Source organism: Pantoea sp. 18059, assembly GCF_902706165.1.
Taxonomy (GTDB): domain Bacteria; phylum Pseudomonadota; class Gammaproteobacteria; order Enterobacterales; family Enterobacteriaceae; genus Pantoea; species Pantoea agglomerans.
This window is the reverse complement of the sequence record NZ_CACSJS010000006.1, coordinates 176,791-196,795: the sequence shown is the minus strand read 5'-3', so window position 1 is coordinate 196,795 and position 20,005 is coordinate 176,791. Positions and strand designations below refer to the sequence as shown.

Here is a 20,005-nt window from a genome sequence, read left to right as displayed (position 1 = left end):
GGTTCTGTTTTTTCACTCGCTTACAGGGAAGCATACCATGCACCTTACTTTTCTCGGCACCGGCGGCGGTGCTCCCAGCCTGCAACGTAACGTCACGTCTATTGCTTTTACCCGCGCGCTGAGTGGTGAAACCTGGCTGTTCGACTGCGGGGAAGGCACACAATTACAGTTTATGCGCTCCAGCCTCAAACCGGGCAAGCTGGATAAGATTTTTATCACCCATCTGCATGGCGATCATATTTTCGGGCTGCCGGGATTACTCACCAGCCGGTCAATGGCCGGGCTGACCACACCGATGACGGTCTATGGCCCCAGGGGATTAAAAACCTTTGTTGAGACGGCGCTGTCGATCAGCGGCTCTTACACCGACTACCCGCTGACCATCGTTGAGATTGAGGCGGGCTGGACGCTGGACGACGGTGAGTTTCGTATCAGCGCCTGGCCGCTGAGCCATCCGGTGGAGTGTTTTGGCTATCGCATTGAACAGCATGATAAACCCGGTTTGCTGGATGCTGCGCGGCTGAAAGCGGAAGGGGTGCCACGCGGCCCGTGGTTTCAGCAGCTGAAGCAGGGTGAATGCGTGACGCTGGAAGATGGGCGGGTAATCAACGGTGCTGACTATCTTGGCCCCGCGACACCCGGCAAAACGCTGGCCATCTTTGGCGATACGGCACCTACTGAGGTCGCGCTGCAACTGGCGGCCAATGTTGACCTGATGGTGCATGAAACCACGCTGGAGGCCGCGATGGTAGAAAAAGCCAACGGGCGCGGGCACTCCACCACACTGCAGGCCGCCGAAGTGGCAAAACGCGCCGGGGCAAAACGCCTGATCGCCACCCATTTCAGTTCACGCTATCTGGCAAAAGACATGAACCGCCTGCTGGCGGAGTGCCAGACGATTTTTCCCTGCACCGAGCTGGCCTGGGATCTGGCGGTTTTTAACCTCTAATGATGCAGTGCGGGATAAGTGAAAAACAGCAGATGGGTCAGGTTAAGGCCAAAGTGCAGGGCGGTCGCCAGCCATAAGCGGCCGCTCCAGTGCCACGCCAGCCCATATAACAGCCCGGCCAGGGTGGCGAAGATCACCAGCAACAGGCCGCCGCTCAGATGCACCAGACCAAACAGCAGCGCGCTCAGTAACAGCGCCGGGATGCCGCCCACTACCTGCTTTAATCGCTGCTGCAGATAGCCACGAAACAGGGCCTCTTCCGCCAGCGAAACAAAGAACAGGTTGGCGAGCATAAATGGCCCCAGCCAGTCCGGTGTATGTCGCTCAAACGCTAATCCGCCCAGTAATACCGCGCAGTACAGCAGCAGCGGAATGGCGGCGATCAGCGCCAGTGCGGCGGGTAGTCGATAGCGTGGTGGCGTGGCAGGCGCGCGAAACAGCGTCGGCAGGCAGGCCAGCAGTACAAAAGGAATAAGCGCTTTATCGAAGTTAAACCCGAAGCTGAAAGGCACGCTGCGCGGTCCGGCCTGCACATCCTCTGCCTTAAGGGGATTATTAAAGCCTGGAAAAAGATGGAGGAGCAACCCGATGGCGATCAGCACCAGCAGCGCTTCGGTCACTATTTGTCGTCGATGATGGTCACGGTCATAAATACGGAGTGCCACCACAGCGGCGGTGCCGGTAAACAGCAGCAGCACCGGCCACGCTAACACGTCCTGATAAAAACCCAGCAGTGTGGTGAGCGCCAGTAATAATAATGCCAGCCGTCGGGCCGGTTGCAGCGCGGCCAGCGCGCCAGCCAGTATGATCCACATGGTAAAGACCTGGTACAACGCCGCCGCACCGGTAGTGAGCGGCGGCGTAGAAGACAAAGAGAGTTATTCGGGTACGATCTGGTTAACCGCGTAGTGGCCGGTACCCGCCGGAACCAGTTTCTGGTGCAGCCAAGGCAGCAGGGTATTCATCTGCTGGGCCAGTTTCCACGGCGGGTTAATCACGATCATGCCGGAGGCGGTCATGCCGCGCTGATCGCTGTCCGGACGGGCCGCCAGTTCGATTTGCAGAATATTGCGAATGCCGGTCGCTTCCAGGTCGCGCAGCATATGTTTGATCTGCTGGCGTAAAACCACCGGATACCACAACGCAAAGACGCCGGTGCCAAAACGTTTATGGCCTTCCTGAATCCCTTTCACCACGGCCTGGTAGTCGCTTTTCATCTCATACGGCGGATCGATCAGAACCAGACCGCGACGTGACGGCGGTGGCAGTTTCGATTTTAACTGCTGATAACCGTCGGCACGATCGACGCGGGCGCGGTTGTCTTTGCTGAATTCGTTACGCAGCAGCGGATAGTCGCTGGAGTGCAGCTCAGTGAGTTGCAGTTTGTCATCTTCACGCAGCAGATGGCGGGCAATCAGTGGCGAACCCGGATAGTAGCGCAGCGTGCCGCTACGGTTCAGCGCACGAATCGCATCAAAATAGGGTTGCAGCAATTCCGGCGCATCGGGCTGCTGCCAGATACGTGAGATGCCTTCCAGATATTCACCGGTACGCTCGGCGTGCTCGCCGCTAAGCTGATAGCGACCTGCGCCCGCATGGGTATCCAGGTAGAAAAACGGTTTCTCTTTCTCTTTCAGCGCCGTGATGATCAGGCTCAGAACGGTGTGCTTCAGCACGTCGGCGTGGTTGCCAGCATGGAAGCTATGGCGATAACTCAGCATTGTTTATCCTGTTGAATGTATAAGGTTTTAATTGATGGAAAATCAATTTATACCAATTATTACCTCACGTATTACCCACAGAACGACGCACAGCAACCGACGCAGGAAAAGCATGAGAATCCGCGATTATATCAGGGATGACCTGTTGATGGGCCAGAAGCGTGATAACAAATCGGGATTACCGCAAGCCGCTCAGGGCGGGGCGTGTGGTTCCCGGCACGCAGTCACGGAAAGCGACCGCAAATCTTCCCCGACGCGCCAGCCAGCATCATGTGCATGAGATAAAAGCGTGCATCTTCCGTGCTGCTATTCGCGCGTTTCTTCCCCACCTCATCCTGGCTGCCATTGATTTTCGCTACACTAAGCCGCATGTTACTTAGATTGCGTTGCGCGACCCGCTGCGCCCCATACATCTATAAAGGACTGCGCTATGACCAATCCGCTACTGACATCTTTTACGCTACCCCCTTTTTCTGCCATTAAGCCTGAACATGTGGTGCCTGCCGTGACGGAAGTGCTGAGCCACTGTCGCGCAGAAGTCGAAAAAGTCGTGGCGCAGGGTGCGCCGTATACCTGGGATAATCTGGTTCAGCCGCTGGCGGAAACTGACGATCGCCTGAGCCGTATCTTCTCACCGGTCAGCCACCTTAATGCGGTGAAAAACAGCCCGGAGCTGCGTGAAGCCTATGAGCAGACGCTGCCGCTGCTCTCTGAATACAGCACCTGGGTTGGTCAGCATGAAGGGCTCTATCAGGCGTATCGCAACCTGAAAGAGGGCGATCAGTACGCTGCACTGGATCTGGCGCAGAAGAAAGCGGTCGATAATGCCCTGCGTGATTTCGAACTCTCCGGCATCGGCCTGCCAAAAGATAAACAGCAGCGCTACGGCGAAATCGCCGCGCGCCTCTCTGAGCTGGGTTCGGCTTACAGCAACAACGTGCTCGATGCCACCATGGGCTGGAGCAAGCTGATTACCGATGAAAGCGAGCTGGCCGGTATGCCGGAAAGCGCGCTGGCGGCGGCTAAAGCACAGGCTGAAGCCAAAGAGCAGGAAGGCTGGCTGCTGACGCTGGATATCCCAAGCTATCTGCCGGTCATGACCTACTGCGACAACGCTGCGCTGCGTGAAGAGATGTATCGCGCCTATGCGACGCGCGCCTCCGATCAGGGTCCGAACGCCGGTAAGTGGGATAACGGCCCAATCATGGCGGAAGAGCTGGCGCTGCGTCACGAGCTGGCACAGCTGCTGGGCTTCGACTCCTACGCCGATAAATCGCTGGCGACCAAAATGGCGCAAAGCCCGTCCCAGGTAATCGACTTCCTTAATGACCTGGCGGAACGCGCCCGTCCGCAGGGTGAAAAAGAGCTGGAGCAGCTGCGCGCCTTTGCCCGTAAAGAGCACGGCGTGACCGAGCTTAATCCGTGGGATCTCACCTATTACGGTGAAAAGCAGAAGCAGCATCTCTACACCATCAGCGATGAGCAACTGCGCCCTTACTTCCCGGAAGAGCGTGCGGTCGCCGGTCTGTTTGAGGTGGTGAAACGCATTTACGGCATCACGGCGAAGCAGCGTAACGACGTTGAGGTTTATCATCCTGACGTGAAGTTCTTCGATCTGTTCGATGAAACCGGCGAACTGCGCGGCAGCTTCTATCTCGATCTCTACGCCCGCGAACATAAACGTGGCGGTGCCTGGATGGATGACTGCGTCGGCCAGATGCGTAAAGCCGATGGCAGCCTGCAGAAGCCGGTTGCCTACCTGACCTGTAACTTTAACCGTCCGGTGAAAGGCAAACCTGCGTTGTTCACCCATGACGAAGTGATCACCCTGTTCCATGAGTTTGGTCACGGCCTGCACCACATGCTGACCCGCATTGAAGCGCCTGGCGTCTCCGGTATCAGCGGTGTGCCATGGGATGCGGTCGAACTGCCAAGCCAGTTCATGGAAAACTGGTGCTGGGAACCGGATGCGCTGGCCTTTATCTCGGGCCACTTTGAAACCGGCGAACCGCTGCCGAAAGAGCTGCTGGATAAAATGCTGGCGGCGAAGAATTATCAGGCTGCGCTGTTTATCCTGCGTCAGCTGGAGTTCGGCCTGTTCGATTTCCGCCTGCACACCGAGTTTAATCCGGAGAAAGGTGCTCAGATTCTGGAAACCCTGCGCGAAGTAAAAAGCCGCGTGGCAGTGGTTCCGGGTCCGGAATGGGGCCGTTTCCCGCACGCTTTCAGCCACATCTTTGCGGGTGGCTATGCGGCGGGTTACTACAGCTATCTGTGGGCAGACGTGCTGGCGGCGGATGCTTACTCCCGCTTCGAGGAAGAGGGCATCTTCAACCGTGAAACCGGTCAGTCATTCCTGGATAACATCCTGACGCGTGGCGGTTCTGAAGAGCCGATGGAACTGTTCAAACGCTTCCGTGGCCGTGAACCGAAGCTCGATGCGATGCTGGAACATTACGGCATTCAGGGATAAGTCGGTTCGTGAAAATCTGTTTGCTCGATGAATCAGGCGCCGGAGACGGCGCCTTATCACGTTTAGCGCAGCGCTGGCAGCTGGAGCACGATGAAGAGGCACTGCTGGCGCTGGTGCAGACCCCGACGCACCTTGAACTGCGTAAGCGTGATGAGCCAAAGCTGGGCGGCATTTTTGTTGATTTCGTCACTGGCGCGATGGCCCATCGCCGTCGCTTCGGCGGTGGACGCGGCGAAGCCGTCGCCAAAGCGGTCGGCATCAAAGGCGGTTATCTGCCGGATGTGGTCGATGCCACCGCCGGGCTGGGACGAGATGCGTTTGTACTGGCGGCGCTGGGCTGCCGGGTGCGAATGCTGGAGCGTCATCCGGTTGTCGCTGCGCTGCTGGAAGATGGATTGCAGCGCGGGTATCAGGATGCGGAAATTGGCCCCTGGCTGCGCGATCGGCTGACGCTGATTCATGCGGCCAGCGCGCAGGCGCTGGGGGATATCACGCCGCCGCCGGATGTGGTCTATCTCGATCCGATGTATCCCCATCGCCAGAAAAGTGCGCTGGTGAAAAAGGAGATGCGGGTGTTTCAGTCGCTGGTGGGGCCGGATGAAGATGCTGACGCATTACTGGAACCCGCTCGCCGGCTGGCGAAGAAACGCATCGTGGTTAAACGGCCAGACTATGCACCGCCGCTGGCGGGTATTGTGACGCAGGCGGCCGTGGTAACCAAAAGCCATCGCTTTGATATTTACCCACCGCTTTAAAGCATAAAAAAGCCGGCTCTGCGCCGGCTTTAATCATTTATACGGCGAAATTACGCCTCGTCTTCATCGCGCAGCGGCACAATCAGCATGTCGATATGCACGGTGTTGATCAGCTGACGGGCTGAGGACATCAGCTTGCTCCAGAAATCCTGATGATGACCACATACTACAAGGTCAACGTCATATTTTCTGATCGCGTCAACCAGTACCTGGCCGAGGTCGCCACTGCCGCTCAGCGTCTCACTGATCGGGTAGCCCGCCGCATCTGACAACCCTTTCAGCGCCGCATGCGTCTCTTCAGAGATACGCTTCTGCATATCCCCTAAGTTGACATCAATCAGGCCGGTGTAGAGGTCGGAGTAATTGACATCAACGTGAATCAGGGAAATTCTGGCATCGTACGGACGAGCCAGCGAGACGGCCTTATCCACCAGCAACTGGCTTTCGGGAGAAAGGTCTACTGCAATCAGGATATGTTTATAAGCCATGATAAAACTCCTTTCACGAGGTTAAGGATGGCATCCGGTGTTCCTGCCGCGTCACAGCTTAGCGAAATCCCTTGCGCGAGCGGGCGATGAGCGCCACCAAAGTGTCTACCTGCATTGCAGGTGATGATGTTGTTATGTCCTCAGTATAGCCTTCTCCCACTGTAAATGCTGCCGTTGCCGCCTGGCTTATGAATAAGATCAAGGCTATGCCAGATTTACTCGCGCTGAACGAAAATCATCGTTGGAAAAAATGTAAAGATTTCTCCTACACTGAAAAAAGGCGGTCCGATTCGCAACCGCTCAGGGGGTCGAAAAACTTTCGCAGTCCGGTGATTCAGTGGCTGGTTATTTCTGCAGGTGGACTCAGTGTCTGACGCTGGGCCTGTTGCTGCGATTCCAGCCGGGAGGGGGAGAATATGATCAGCACTATTGCGCTTTTTTGGGCGCTTTGCGTGGTGTGTATCGTGAATATGGCGCGCTATTTTTCATCCCTGCGCGCTCTGCTGGCGGTCTTACGCGGTTGTGATCCGCTGCTGTATCAGTATGTCGATGGGGCGGGTTTTTTCACCTCTCATGGTCAGCCGAGCAAGCAGGTGCGGCTGGTCACTTATATCTGGGCAAAGCGCTATCTCGATCATCATGACGATGAGTTTATCCGGCGCTGCGAGCGGGTGCGGGGGCAGTTTATGCTGACCAGTGCGCTGTGCGGACTGGTGGTAATCAGTCTGGTGGCGCTGGCGATCTGGCATTAAAAAAGGGCGACCTGCGTCGCCCTTTTTTTTGCTGGCATCACACCAGTTTTAAGGCAATCCAGTAGAGCGAACCTGACAGCAGAATACAGACCGGCAGGGTGAAGATCCACGCCATGGCGATGTTCTTGATGGTCCGGCTCTGCAGCCCGCCACCGTCGACCAGCATGGTACCGGCAACCGATGAAGAGAGGATATGCGTGGTGGAGACGGGCATGCCGGTATAGCTGGCGACGCCAATCGACAGCGCTGCTGTCACCTGTGCTGACATTCCCTGCGCATAGGTCATGCCTTTTTTACCAATCTTCTCACCAATGGTGGTGGCAACACGACGCCAGCCAATCATGGTGCCGATGCCCAGCGCCAGCGCGACGGCCACAATAATCCAGATAGGCGCATACTCGATGGTGCCAAGCAGGTCGCTTTTCAGCTTATTGAGGAAGCGTTTGTCATCTGGCGAGGTTTCCTGCAGACGAGCCGCTTTATCAGCGGTATCGGAGATACACAGCAGCAGACGACGCATCTGACCGCGCTGATCAACCGTCAGCTGATCGTAGCTCTGCAGGTTATTCAGCAACACCTGCGCACCCTGTACCGCCTGTAATGCGCGCGCGCTGTCACAGTGGAACTCCTGCGGGCTGGTTGCTGGCACTTCTTCCGGCGTGGGCAGCTTAGGCGGTGCCATCTGGATAATATGGGTCAGCGAGGCGTTATGCTGCTGATAATACTGCTCCAGGTGATTGACCGCATCGCGGGTTCGCGTGATGTCGTAACCGGAGGCATTCATATTCACCACGAAACCGGCAGGTGCCACGCCAATCAGAACCAGCATGATCAGGCCGATCCCTTTCTGACCGTCATTCGCACCGTGGGAGTAACTCACGCCAATTGCCGAAACAATCAGGGCGATACGGGTCCAGAACGGCGGCTTTTTCTTGCCGTCGATCTTCTCACGGTCAGCAGGCGTCATATGAATACGCGCACGCTTTTTGGTATTGCTCCAGTAGCGACGCAGTATAAAGATTAAGCCGCCCGCCATCACCAGGCCGACAATCGGCGACAGGATCAGAGAAAGGAAGATGTTCAGCACTTTCGGGATGTTGAGCGCATCAACCACCGAGGTTCCGCTCATCAGGGCGTTGGTCAGACCGATACCGATAATGGCGCCGATCAGCGTATGGGAGCTGGAGGCTGGCAGACCGAGATACCAGGTGCCGAGGTTCCAGATAATCGCCGCCAGCAGCATAGAAAACACCATGGCGAGACCGTGAGCCGATCCAACGTTTAACAACAGATCGGTGGGAAGCATATGAACAATAGCGTAAGCGACACTCAATCCACCGAGCAGCACGCCAAGGAAGTTAAATACACCCGCCATGACCACAGCAAGCTGGGCACGCATGGCACGCGTATAGATGACCGTCGCAACTGCGTTGGCCGTGTCGTGGAAACCGTTGATCGCTTCGTAAAACAATACAAACAGCAGGGCAAGAACCAATAACAGGCTAGTACTGAGGTCTAGACCAGCAAACAGATGTAGCATAAACGTTACGCCATTTTTGGAGGACATGAACGCGGCGCATTATCCGCGACAACGTGCTGTATGGGAAAGGAAAATATAGCGCTAATTTAACCTTTCGATGTAAGGCGTAAGGGTAACTCAGAGAAAAAGGGTTAGATATTAGACAGATACAATATGACACATTTGCGGCATTTTTTTGACGCTGGCGTCTCAGTGAGCAGATCACTACAATCTGCGCCTTTCCAGTTAAGTGAGCGAGTCGTAGTGGAACAGTTTGACGTTATCATCATTGGTGCCGGTGCCGCAGGGCTGTTCTGCGCCGCCCAGGCCGGGCAGCGGGGACGCCGCGTGTTACTGCTGGATAACGGCAAAAAGCCGGGACGTAAAATTCTGATGTCTGGCGGTGGCCGCTGCAACTTCACCAATCTCTACACCGAACCGGCGGCGTATCTGTCGCACAATCCTCATTTCTGTAAATCGGCGCTGGCGCGTTATACCCAGTGGGATTTTATCGATCTGGTTAACCGCCACGGTATCGCCTGGCACGAGAAAACCCTGGGCCAGCTCTTCTGCGACGACTCCGCCCAGCAGATTGTCGATCTGCTGCTGGCCGAATGTGACAAGGGTAATGTCACCCTGCGGCTGCGGAGTGAAGTGCTCAGCGTGGCGCGCGATGAAAGCGGCTATACCCTGCAACTTAACGGCAGCACGGTTCAGGCGGAGAAGCTGGTCATCGCCAGCGGCGGTCTGTCGATGCCAGGCCTGGGCGCCACGCCGTTTGGCTATAAAATAGCGGAGCAGTTCGGGCTGAGCGTCTTTCCGACGCGGGCGGCGCTGGTGCCTTTTACCCTGCACAAGCCGCTGCTGGAGCAGTTGCAGACGCTGTCAGGCGTCGCGCTGGAGACCACTATCGATGCGCAGGATGGCACCCGCTTCAAAGAGGCGATGCTGTTTACCCACCGCGGCCTCTCCGGCCCGGCGGTGTTACAAATCTCCAGCTACTGGCTACCCGGAGAATTCGTCACCATCGATCTGTCGCCTGCCACGCCGCTTGAGGCGTTTCTGACGGCGCAGCGTGAAGCACATCCGAATCTCAGCCTGAAGAACAGCCTGGCGAAAATCCTGCCGAAGCGCCTGGTGGAAGTATTGCAGGCGCTGAAGGTGGTGCCGGATATCACCCTGAAGCAGCTCAACAGCAAACAGCAAACCGAGCTGGCGCAGACGCTGCACGCCTGGCGCATTCAGCCAAACGGCACCGAGGGATATCGTACTGCTGAAGTGACGCTGGGCGGGGTGGATACCACACAGCTCTCCTCGAAAACGATGGAGGCGCGTGCGGTGCCGGGACTTTATTTTATTGGTGAAGTGGCCGATGTCACCGGCTGGCTGGGCGGCTATAACTTCCAGTGGGCGTGGAGTTCCGCCTGGGCCTGCGCCCAGGCGTTGTAAGGCGCTTACCAGCGCTGATGCACGTGAGGCGCGATCTTCTCCTGATAGATCTGTTTCAGTGCCGCCATCGTATCTGCAGAGAGCGCATTGACATCGCTGGCGCGGGCATTGGCTTCAGCCTGTTCGCGGTTTTTCGCGCCAGGGATCACCACGCTGACATCTTCGTTCATCAGGATCCAGCGCAGGGCAAACATCGCCATGGTGGTGTCGTCAGTGACAAAGCGGCGAATCTCTTCAACCGCCTCCAGCGCCACCTCATAAGGCACGCCGGAAAAGGTCTCGCCCTTATCGAACGCTTCGCCATTACGGTTAAAGGTGCGGTGGTCGTCAGCGGCAAACACGCTGTCGGCACGCATTTTGCCGGTCAGCAGGCCCGACGCCAGCGGCACACGGGCGATGATCGCCACATCACGGCGTTTCGCTTCACGCAGCAGCAGTTCAGCCGGACGCTGGCGGAAAATGTTGTAGATCAGCTGAATTGACGAGACGTTTGGAAACTCCAGCGCCTTCAGACCTTCTTCAACTTTCTCAACGGAGACACCGTAGTGACGGATTTTTCCGGCAGCGACCATCTCATCCATCACCGCAAAGACGTCCGGGTTGTAGTAGACCTCGGTCGGCGGGCAATGCAGCTGCACTAAATCCAGCGTGTCGGTTTGCAGGTTCTCGCGTGAACGGTCAATAAAGGCGTTGAGGTTTTCAGCATTGTAACCTTCAGCCACATGTGGCGAGAGGCGACGCCCCAGCTTGGTGGCGACAAACGGACGTTCACCGCCGCGCTGATTCAGCACCTCTGCGATGATTTTTTCGGAACGGCCATCGCCATAGACATCGGCGGTATCAATAAAGGTAATGCCCGCATCCAGCGCAACATTCAGCGCGGCTTTGGCATCCTCCATGCTCACTTCCCCCCAGGTTCCGCCAATGGCCCATGCGCCAAAGCCAATTTCGGAGACGCGCTGACCGGTACGGCCCAGTGTTCGTAGTTTCATGCAAACATTCCTCGATGCGTTTCAGACAGGGTGACAGAAAGCGGCTAACCAATGAGCTTAGCGCTTCCTGGCAGAGAGGCGATGTGACGTCGTTGCAGACCTGCACAGTAAAAATACGATGCTGCTACGCCATGCTGCTGGTTACGTTGAAGATTTCAGCGGAAAACGGCATGGGCAAGGTGACTACCGCTTCGCTAATTAATTGATTTTAAGAAATTTCACCCGAAATTAAACAGGCGAGAGTGTGGATTCGGTCACATACTTCAATTTTAAGGCCAACAAGTGGATCGCTATGTTTAAATTTGTTAAGTCGGTCTTTGCCAGTCCGGATAAGTTTCTGCAGATCATGACCCGTCAGGATATCAACGACTCGATCGCTGAAGGTGAGCGCATCATTATTGATGAAAACGGCAATATCTCGGTCAACACGCTGAGCGAGGAAGTCCATGAAGATTTTGCCCGCCACGTGAATACGTTAAAGGGAGTGTGAGGTGGGTACCGCAATATTTATGGTGTTGATGGTCAGTGGTTACTGGTACACCAGCCGTGATTTGAACAGCCGCTTTAAAATCCGTCGTTCGTCGGGCTGGGATGTCTATTTCCTGGTCGCGCTTTACGGTTGTATTTTCGTCCTGCAGGGTGTGTTCGCGACCGGCATCGTCTGGTTACTGCTGCTCTGTATCTCCGGCATCGCCAACGCCGTCCAGATGATCCCCGGCGTTCATCTGAAGTGGCAGGTGGAGTTTATGAACTGGAGCTTCCTGGGTATCCAGGCTCCGGTGGTGATCATGCTCGCCTTTGCCATTCTGCTCTGTCTCTATCGCTCAAACTGGGCAGGCAGCGCACGACTGAACGTTTCCGGTCGTAAAGACCTCTATCAGCGACTGTCACGCTCCAATGGCGTGGAGCAATTATTGTTTCAATGCATGGAAGAGGGCGAACTGGCGTGGATTACGCTGAAGTCGCGCCGCATTTACATCGGCATGGTTCATGCCTCGACCTTTGAATATGAAAGCACCAAAAACATCGTTCTGATCCCGATGCTGAGCGGATATCGCGACAGCAAGACGCTGAAGCTGGCGGTGGAACATAACTACAGCAAGTGGTACGCCGAGCACGACATCACGCTCGACTCGAAACCCAAAGATGCGATGTCGTTCCGTAAAGTGATCATGGTTGACCAGATTGAGAGTCTGTCGCTGTTCGATCCGGCCAGCGCCACGGCGCTTTCAATGGGACATCCGCAGGAAGTGGAGAAGAGCCAGGGTAATGACGATGCGGACAGCCCGGACGATGAAAGCCGGGATACCGCGGGTTAATTGAGCCAGGACAGCATCCTGGCTCCTGGCTATCAACAATATTGCTTCGCTGCATCCCTTAACAGATCTGTGAAGTTGTAGATATCGTTGAGTGATGTAATCGGATGGCGAGTCTCTTTTTTCTCGCCATCAAACATCCCGATATATAGCTGACTGCGATTGAAGTGAAGTCGACAAATTGGCTTACGATTGTTGTCATCGATTAAAATACCAAGATAACTTTGAGTATCCCGGAAAGTGATACGCTGAGGTTCAATAACTTTTCGGATTATTGATTTTATGATGTGAAACCCTTCTATCTCCATTTCTGTAGTGACAATCATGCCGCTTTCAGCCTCGTTCTTGTCACTGCTGCTTTTTGCCGAATCCTCGTTATTAGGTTGTGGCGAAACCATCGCTCCACCGCTGATCGCGGATTTGAGTCTTTCATTCACCTGATCATTTAGCCACTGAGTAGCAGCTTTTTTAGTCAGTACAGAGAATTGCTCTCTGACTTTCTGCGTGAGTATGCCGTCATATACACGTGAGGCAAAAAGTTTAACGAAGTCCTCATCGGGTTCACTGAACTGACTGGAAATCATCTTCTTTATCTGGCTGATAAATTTAAGTTCACCAGCTGCACTGACAATCGAATCAACATCAAAAGCACTTTTGGTGAGCTTAACCAGCTCTGGAACCACGTGTTCATCAATATCCAGCAAATCCAGTTCTAAAAATGGCTTTTCATCCATTTTGTTCGGCGCATCCAGATCGGTAAAAAATTTATAGAGCTGGCCATTTGTTAAAATGGAAATTCGCGCGTTAGTCACATGGAAGTAACGGAAGAGTTGCGAAGCGTGTTTAACATTTAACGGTTCGCCAATCTTTTTGCATTCAATCAGGATCTGAATCTCTCCGCCTTTAGAAATGGCGTAATCAATCTTCTCACCTTTTTTTGTGCCGACATCACAAATGAATTCAGGTATGACTTCAGTCGGGTCAAATACATCATATCCCAGTATCTGACTGATGAAGGGCATAACAAACGCGCTTTTAGTGGCTTCTTCTGTCTGAATAATTGCTGCTTGCTGCTGAATCTTAGCGGAAAGACCATTGAGGTTATTGAAAATATCCATAGCTCACCCTGTTTTTAGTTCTTCTTAGCCATAGTGTTTAACTTCATTAGCTGAGGTAATGAAGCTTCCGGAATGCAAGAGGTCGTTTTTTATATTTTTACGATGCCAATCAATTGGTTAATTGATTGGCACCATTTTGAATTGTTCCTTCAATTCAGGATAAAGTAAGAAAAAATTATCAGAAAAAAAGGTAATTGGCTATTTCGTGATCGTTTAGAAAGGTTTTTTTTCAAAAAAATTCACTTTAAAAGGCTGATTTTGAATTTTAACCAGCCACATCACGTATTCGCCAGACAACGCTGACTCGGTTATCAGGCGATCACTCCCCTGAATATGGCCCACCTCACACCATATTTTCCGCCGTAAACAGCCGAAAGGCCACTTTGCCCGCCTGATAGACATCCGGCTGATAGCCGGTTTCGAGATGACTCAGCATCAGATCAATCGCTAAACGGGCATGCTGCTGAGCATGCTGATCCAGGGTAAAGGCCACTTCATCGTTCAGCAGTAGCTGGCGGGTGACATCATAAAGCTCATGGGTGATGTAGGTGCATTTACCCAGCAACTGGTGGGCGCGCAGGGTGTCGCTGACATCACTATTCCCCATCCCGGTGTTATAGACCCCTGCAATCGCCTGCGACGGACGCAGATGGCGAGCCAGTTCACTGCGAATGGTTTCCCGCTGATCCTGACCCGACAGCACTTCACGCAGATGACGCTGCGGCGCGCGCTGCTCCATGGCCTCACGAAATCCCGCGATGCGCTGACGATGGGCGCGGTAATCAAAACGGCCACTGACCATCATAATGTCGCCGGGCTGATTCACTGTCTTACTCATCAGCAGTCCGGCTGTGCGTCCCGCCTGATACTGGTCGATACCAACATGACACAAGCGGTCGGCATCGGGCAGATCGGTGACGATGGTGATCACCGGCACATTGCGGCTGCGGCACAGCGCCAGTGCCCGATAGATGGGCGGCGAGTCATGCGCAAAAACAATGATGCCGTCGCGGGTGCTGCTGCGGGCGATAATGCTTTGCGCCAGCTGCTCAGGCTGCGCTTCGGCCACCAGGGTTTTGTGTAGTTTCAGGCGGCGATAGCCAAGCTGGCTGGCGACCTCGCTGAAATGGGTGGTGAGCTGTTGAAAAAAGGATGAGCCGTTATTGCTGAGGAACACCTCAATCTGCCACGGATGCTGGTACTCCTCTGGCAGCAGACGCTTCAGCCCCACTTCGCGCGCGGCTTTCAGGACTTTGCGGCTGGTCTCCAGGGAGACACCGCCGCGCTCATTCAGCACCCGATCGACCGTCGCAATCCCGACGCCTGCCATTTTTGCCACCACCTCTAAGGTGAGCTTTTTCATTCAGACTCCATGCGAAAATGGCAAATTGACTGCTGCCTGCCAGACTGTTTATCTCTTCTAACCGGTTAAAAGTAAAAGATAAAGCGATTTAATGATGGAAAACCATCAACAGCGCTACGCCGTGGGGTTTTACCTGCAGTGCGGTCGTCTGGCTAAAAAGCACAACTGGCCGCTGCCTGGGCAGATTTACCGTTAAGCTTGTGACGAGACAATCAACGAGGAATGAATATGGCTCAGCAAAAAGAGGTTCTGATTATTGGTGCTTCACGCGGTATCGGTCTCGCGGTGGCACAGGCCTTTGCCGATGAGGGCTGGCAGGTTACGGCCACGCATCGCAGTGGCATCCCGGAGCAGGGTAACCGGCCAGACATTCACTGGCATTCGCTGGATATGACTCACTCATCAGCGGTTCAACAGTTTGCCAGTCAGCTTAGTGGCAAGTCGTTCGATGCGATTCTGATTAACGCCGGGATTTCCGGGCCTGCGCACCAGAAAGTGTCGCAGAGTGACGATCAGGTGCTGGCGCAACTGTTCCTGACCAATGCGATAGCCCCGGTTCGCAGCGCAGAGATCCTGTTGCCGCTGCTGAAACAGGAAGGCGTGCTGGCGCTGACCTCATCTCAGCTCGGCAGCCTGAATGAAAATCCGGAGGCGCAGATGCCGATTTACTCGGCCAGCAAAGCCGCACTGAATATGCTGAGCCGCACGCTGACTCCGGCAGTGGAAGCGCAGAGCGGGACGCTGCTGACGCTGCATCCCGGCTGGGTGAAAACGGATATGGGCGGCGAGAGTGCGCCCCTGACGGCAGAAGAGAGTGCCGCCGGTATCGTCCAGCAGCTGATCCAGTGGCGCGGTCGCGGTGGTCATCACTATGTCGATTACGCCGGCCAGCAACTGCAGTGGTAGGCTGAAGCGGGGCGGTTACGCCCCGATGTCACGCAGCGCTTTACCCTTCATCAGATTGCGTTCAATGTGCTCCAGCGTCACATGTTTGGTCTCCGGCACCAGCATCAGCGTCAGCACGATAAACACCAGGTTGAGTGCGCCGTAGAACCAGAAGGTGTTGGCATTACCCAGCTGATCCAGCATGGTCAGGAAGGTGGCGCCAACAATCATATTGCCGACCCAGTTAGTGGTGGTGGAGGCGGTAATGCCGAAATCGCGCCCTTTCAGTGGCTGAATCTCTGAACAGAGCAGCCAGATCACCGGTCCGGCCGCCATCGCAAAGCCGACGATAAACATCAGCAGCATCGCGACAGCAAAGTATTTGCGGAAATCTGTTTCAACGCCGATGTGCAATAGCGTTCCCAGCACGCCCATGCCAACCGCCATCACCAGAAAACTGGTGGTGAGCATCGGCTTGCGACCCCAGCGATCGACAAAGAAGATCGCAATCAGCGTGGCCAGCATATTAACCAGCCCGACAATCACCGTGCCCCACATCTGCTCACTGGTGCTGGAGAAGCCGGCGATGTTGAAGATTTTAGGCGCGTAATACATCACCACATTCATGCCGGTAAACTGCTGCATAACCTGTAGCAGCATACCCAGCCACACCGCGCGGCGGAAATTGCCATTAGAACGGAACAGCGACCAGCCGCGCTGCTTCACCTGCAGGCTTTCCCGGATCTCTTCCAGCTCCTCCCGGGCCTGTTCGCTGCTGTTACGCAGCCGATCCAGCACCCGCTGCGCCTCGTTAAAGCGTCCGTGCGCCGCCAGCCAGCGCGGACTGTTGGGCAGAAACAGCACGCCGATAAACAGGATCACCGCCGGAATGGCGATCACGCCGAGCATCCCGCGCCAGTTACCGCTGTAGCTGAACGCGGTGTCGGAGAGATAGGCCACGACAATGCCGGTGGTCAGCATCAGCTGGTACATCGAAATCATTGAGCCACGAATACGTTCAGGCGCAATCTCCGCCAGATAGAGTGGCGCGGTGTAAGAGGCGATTCCCACCGCCAGACCCAGCATCACGCGGGCACAGACCAGCGACTCCACATCCGGTGAGAAGGCTGACCACAGCGAGCCAATGACAAACAGCGTCGCCCCCGCCAGCATACTTTTCTTGCGTCCCAGCTTTGATGACATCCAGCCCGCCGCTAGTGCGCCCAGCGCCGCGCCAAACATCATCGAACTCACTACCCACTCCTGCTGATGGTTAGTGATCTGCAAATCCTTCGCCAGAAACGGCAAGGCACCTGCAATGACGCCGATATCCAGACCAAACAGCAGGCCGGACAGCGCAGCCATAAAACAGACGAACCAGGTAAAGCGGTTCTGTTGATTTCCCGATTTTTTTGCCGCGACCATGCGAGTCTCCTTGCGGGGTTTCTGTGTCAATATTGTTAATGTTATGTAAACATAGTCGATGCCAGTGTGGGGGCGATCACACTTCCGGCTATCACCGGTGCCACACAGCATTGCCGCGATAAGAAAGCATCAGAGATCAGCGGGTTGGTTCAGGAGAGGGAAACCGCGGCCGGGGCACGATTACGCAAAACAGGGCGCGTCGGGTCAGGTTTTGCAACTGCCCGCCTGCGGCATTACACTGCCGCTTTACTGCTATTGATTGAAGGTGCTTATGTCTGAACCTTTCCAGCGTCAGCCGCTGCCTCTGCCGGGCGGTCATAAAAAAGTCCTGCTGCACTCCTGTTGCGCACCCTGCTCGGGTGAGGTGATGGAAGCGATGCTGGCATCCGGCATTGAATACACGATCTATTTCTACAACCCGAATATTCATCCACTCAAAGAGTATGAGCTGCGTAAAGAGGAGAATATTCGCTTTGCCGAAAAATTTGGTGTGCCGTTTATTGATGCGGACTATGACCGGGATAACTGGTTTGAGCGGGCGCGCGGCCTGGAGTGGTCACCGGAACGGGGTGAACGCTGCACCATGTGCTTTGATATGCGCTTTGAACGTACGGCACTCTATGCCCATGAGAACGGCTTTCCGGTGATGACCAGTTGCCTGGGTATTTCGCGCTGGAAAGATATGAAGCAGATTAACAGCTGCGGAGTCCGCGCAGCGGCGGCGTATCCGGATCTGATGTACTGGGATTTTAACTGGCGTAAAGGTGGTGGGTCATCGCGCATGATTGAAATCAGCAAGCGCGAGAGTTTCTATCAGCAGGAATATTGTGGCTGTGTCTATTCACTGCGCGACACCAATCGTCATCGCGTCACCCAGGGACGTGAGCGTATTCAGATTGGTGTGCAATATTATCAGCCGGATGAATCCTGATTAACCTATTTCGCGGAAAGCGTCTGATGGCGCATATCCACGCGCTGAGCGCGTAACAGGCCGGACTGTTACGCCACAGCTCTGCTTTATCCTTTCCGCCCGACCGTAACTGCACAGCGCACAGGGATCATCAACGTCGGCCAGCTGCTGCTTTGCCTCGTCCTTCATCAGACGTTTACGGCAGACGCTCGGCGTGCAACCCATAATCTGCTTAAAAGATCGGGTAAAGGATTGCTGGCTTTCAAAATGGTATTTCAGCGCCAGGCTGATGATGGGCGTGCGGCTGTTTTTTAAATCATGAACACTGGCGTTAAGCTTTTTCTTACGAATATATCGCGCCAGGGTTTCATTATGATAACGGGCAAAAAGTTTCTGTAAATACCACTTAGAGTAACCCGCCTTTTCTGCAATATCATCAACGCTTAAACGCTGATCCAGATTATTATTAATCCACTCAGTGATAGAGACGATCACGCTTTCGTTATATTTATTTTCGTTCATAGAACCCCCTGTTTGATTTAAGAAGATTCTAAAATATTTATCTTAATGTGCTTATTCTTTGCGTAAAGATTTTTCAGGATTTTAATCGTTATCTCTGAAGATATTCATTTGAGGGGGTGTTATTAATAAAAAAGATGAATTGTGATTAATCTGTTGGTAATTGTAGGTGAATGAATAAGTGGTTCCGCGGGACAATAATCAAAATGAGCCGTGAGTCCGCAGCCAGACTCACGGTTTACCTTGCCGGAATCTCTGTAATCACGGCTATAGCACGGCACATCAATAGATTTTTGGCTGCGACATGCCAGGCTTACGGCTCACCTTTAACCTGGAGACCCCCCCGGATGAGCCCGACATACGCGCTGAAAAAACCGCTTGCCGCCTTGCTCACCTCGCTGGCGTTATTTGCTCATGCACCTGCCAGTGCCGCTGGTGTGTATGGCGAACAGCTGGAAGGATTTCAATACCCCTATCCGCTGCAGCATTTTGATTTTAAATCCCAGCAGCAATCGCTGAGTATGGGCTATATGGATGTGAAACCGGCGCAACGGGCCAACGGCGAAACCGTGGTGCTGATGCACGGTAAAAACTTCTGTGGCGCGACCTGGGAAGAGACCATTCGGGCACTCAGTCAGCAGGGATATCGCGTTATCGCGCCCGACCAGATTGGCTTCTGCAGCTCCACTAAGCCAGCCAGTTACCAGTACAGTTTTCAGCAGCTGGCAGATAACACCCATCAGTTGCTCACCCGGCTGGGTGTGAAGAAGGCGTTGATTATGGGTCACTCCACTGGCGGGATGCTGGCAACACGTTATGCGCTGATGTACCCGGAACAGACACAGAAGCTGGTGCTGGTTAACCCGATCGGGCTGGAGGACTGGAAAGCCAAAGGCGCACCGTGGCGATCCATAGATCAGTGGTATCAGCGCGAACTCAAACTCAGCGCAGAGGGCATTAAGAAGTATGAGCAGCAGACCTACTATGTCGGTCGCTGGAAACCCGAATATGACAAGTGGGTTGATATGCTGGCCGGACTCAACAGTGGGCCGGGCCACCAGAAGGTGGCGTGGAACTCCGCCTTAATCTACGACATGATCTTCACGCAGCCCGTATTTTATGAATTCGGCGATCTGAAAGTGCCCACCACGCTGATGATCGGCACCTCAGACACGACTGCCATCGGCAGTGATATCGCTCCGGCAGAGGTGAAAGCCCGGCTGGGTGATTACGCGGTACTGGGGAAAGAGGTCGCAAAACGCATTCCGGGGGCGTGCTTAATCGAATTCCCCGGTATGGGACACGCGCCGCAAATGGAAGAGCCGGCAAAATTTAACCAGACGCTGCTCGACGATCTGGCGCGTCCCTGAA

19 protein-coding genes are annotated in these 20,005 nt (G+C 54.6%); 10 read left to right on the top strand and 9 right to left on the bottom strand.

Annotation, left to right across the window (positions count from 1 at the left end):
* Positions 1–37 precede the first annotated feature (37 nt).
* Positions 38–949, top strand: coding sequence for a ribonuclease Z (rnz, locus tag GVJ63_RS16640; protein WP_010253411.1), 912 nt, complete (start codon positions 38–40; stop codon positions 947–949).
* Here rnz and GVJ63_RS16635 read toward each other — a convergent pair.
* Both GVJ63_RS16635 and GVJ63_RS16630 read right to left on the bottom strand, forming a co-directional pair.
* Positions 946–1,764 carry a CPBP family intramembrane glutamic endopeptidase gene (locus GVJ63_RS16635; protein WP_159227152.1) on the bottom strand — a complete coding sequence of 273 codons (819 nt, stop codon included), beginning with the start codon at positions 1,762–1,764 and terminating at the stop codon, positions 946–948. The two genes, rnz and GVJ63_RS16635, sit on opposite strands and share 4 nt — an antisense overlap.
* Before the next feature lie 63 nt (positions 1,765–1,827).
* Positions 1,828–2,670: a 23S rRNA (adenine(2030)-N(6))-methyltransferase RlmJ gene (locus tag GVJ63_RS16630; protein ID WP_069025485.1), complete on the bottom strand. Its 843-nt coding sequence runs from the start codon at positions 2,668–2,670 to the stop codon at positions 1,828–1,830.
* A 430-nt stretch (positions 2,671–3,100) separates the two neighbouring features.
* Here GVJ63_RS16630 and prlC point away from each other — a divergent pair, with 430 nt between their 5' ends.
* Positions 3,101–5,143 carry an oligopeptidase A gene (prlC, locus tag GVJ63_RS16625; protein WP_010253402.1) on the top strand — a complete coding sequence of 681 codons (2,043 nt, stop codon included), beginning with the start codon at positions 3,101–3,103 and terminating at the stop codon, positions 5,141–5,143.
* A gap of 8 nt (positions 5,144–5,151) precedes the next feature.
* Entirely contained in the window at positions 5,152–5,898 is a 747-nt protein-coding gene (gene rsmJ, locus GVJ63_RS16620) for a 16S rRNA (guanine(1516)-N(2))-methyltransferase RsmJ (protein WP_122457530.1), read from the top strand.
* A gap of 50 nt (positions 5,899–5,948) precedes the next feature.
* Here the strand turns inward: rsmJ and uspA are convergent, their stop codons facing one another.
* Complete coding sequence (gene uspA / locus GVJ63_RS16615) at positions 5,949–6,386, bottom strand: universal stress protein UspA (RefSeq protein ID WP_010253396.1); 438 nt, start codon at positions 6,384–6,386, stop codon at positions 5,949–5,951.
* Positions 6,387–6,802: 416 nt separating this feature from the next.
* Between uspA and uspB the strand changes: the two genes are divergently transcribed.
* Complete coding sequence (uspB, locus tag GVJ63_RS16610) at positions 6,803–7,138, top strand: universal stress protein UspB (RefSeq protein WP_010253393.1); 336 nt, start codon at positions 6,803–6,805, stop codon at positions 7,136–7,138.
* Between the two features lie 37 nt (positions 7,139–7,175).
* On the opposite strand, the gene pitA is transcribed toward uspB, so the two are convergent.
* Positions 7,176–8,678: an inorganic phosphate transporter PitA gene (pitA, locus tag GVJ63_RS16605; protein ID WP_010253391.1), complete on the bottom strand. Its 1,503-nt coding sequence runs from the start codon at positions 8,676–8,678 to the stop codon at positions 7,176–7,178.
* Between the two features lie 243 nt (positions 8,679–8,921).
* Between pitA and GVJ63_RS16600 the strand changes: the two genes are divergently transcribed.
* Complete coding sequence (locus GVJ63_RS16600; protein WP_010671506.1) at positions 8,922–10,106, top strand: NAD(P)/FAD-dependent oxidoreductase; 1,185 nt, start codon at positions 8,922–8,924, stop codon at positions 10,104–10,106.
* 5 nt (positions 10,107–10,111) lie between these two features.
* Here the strand turns inward: GVJ63_RS16600 and GVJ63_RS16595 are convergent, their stop codons facing one another.
* Positions 10,112–11,098 (bottom strand): aldo/keto reductase, encoded by a 987-nt coding sequence (locus tag GVJ63_RS16595; RefSeq protein ID WP_159227132.1) that lies wholly within the window; start codon positions 11,096–11,098, stop codon positions 10,112–10,114.
* Positions 11,099–11,390: 292 nt separating this feature from the next.
* On the opposite strand from GVJ63_RS16595, the gene GVJ63_RS16590 reads away from it, so the two are divergent.
* Positions 11,391–11,588 carry a hypothetical protein gene (locus tag GVJ63_RS16590; protein WP_010253388.1) on the top strand — a complete coding sequence of 66 codons (198 nt, stop codon included), beginning with the start codon at positions 11,391–11,393 and terminating at the stop codon, positions 11,586–11,588.
* A gap of 1 nt (position 11,589) precedes the next feature.
* Complete coding sequence (locus GVJ63_RS16585; RefSeq protein WP_159227131.1) at positions 11,590–12,417, top strand: hypothetical protein; 828 nt, start codon at positions 11,590–11,592, stop codon at positions 12,415–12,417.
* 32 nt (positions 12,418–12,449) lie between these two features.
* Here the strand turns inward: GVJ63_RS16585 and GVJ63_RS16580 are convergent, their stop codons facing one another.
* A complete protein-coding gene (locus GVJ63_RS16580; protein ID WP_010671510.1) occupies positions 12,450–13,532 on the bottom strand; it encodes a type I restriction endonuclease in 1,083 nt (360 codons plus the stop codon).
* A gap of 343 nt (positions 13,533–13,875) precedes the next feature.
* Positions 13,876–14,895 carry a LacI family DNA-binding transcriptional regulator gene (locus tag GVJ63_RS16575; RefSeq protein WP_033773085.1) on the bottom strand — a complete coding sequence of 340 codons (1,020 nt, stop codon included), beginning with the start codon at positions 14,893–14,895 and terminating at the stop codon, positions 13,876–13,878.
* 228 nt (positions 14,896–15,123) lie between these two features.
* On the opposite strand from GVJ63_RS16575, the gene GVJ63_RS16570 reads away from it, so the two are divergent.
* The gene (locus tag GVJ63_RS16570; RefSeq protein ID WP_022623996.1) at positions 15,124–15,801 is read left to right on the top strand and encodes an SDR family oxidoreductase; all 678 of its coding nucleotides are present in this window, start codon (positions 15,124–15,126) and stop codon (positions 15,799–15,801) included.
* 15 nt (positions 15,802–15,816) lie between these two features.
* Here GVJ63_RS16570 and GVJ63_RS16565 read toward each other — a convergent pair whose 3' ends face one another.
* On the bottom strand, positions 15,817–17,205 hold the full coding sequence (locus GVJ63_RS16565) for a sugar porter family MFS transporter (RefSeq protein ID WP_010253379.1): 1,389 nt from the start codon (positions 17,203–17,205) through the stop codon (positions 15,817–15,819).
* Positions 17,206–17,476: 271 nt separating this feature from the next.
* On the opposite strand from GVJ63_RS16565, the gene GVJ63_RS16560 reads away from it, so the two are divergent.
* Positions 17,477–18,136, top strand: a complete 660-nt coding sequence (locus GVJ63_RS16560) for an epoxyqueuosine reductase QueH (RefSeq protein WP_022623997.1) — start codon at positions 17,477–17,479, stop codon at positions 18,134–18,136.
* Here the strand turns inward: GVJ63_RS16560 and GVJ63_RS16555 are convergent, their stop codons facing one another.
* Positions 18,137–18,637 (bottom strand): helix-turn-helix domain-containing protein, encoded by a 501-nt coding sequence (locus GVJ63_RS16555; protein WP_064691023.1) that lies wholly within the window; start codon positions 18,635–18,637, stop codon positions 18,137–18,139.
* Positions 18,638–18,981: 344 nt separating this feature from the next.
* Between GVJ63_RS16555 and GVJ63_RS16550 the strand changes: the two genes are divergently transcribed.
* Positions 18,982–20,004 carry an alpha/beta fold hydrolase gene (locus tag GVJ63_RS16550; protein ID WP_159227130.1) on the top strand — a complete coding sequence of 341 codons (1,023 nt, stop codon included), beginning with the start codon at positions 18,982–18,984 and terminating at the stop codon, positions 20,002–20,004.
* Position 20,005 lies beyond the last annotated feature (1 nt).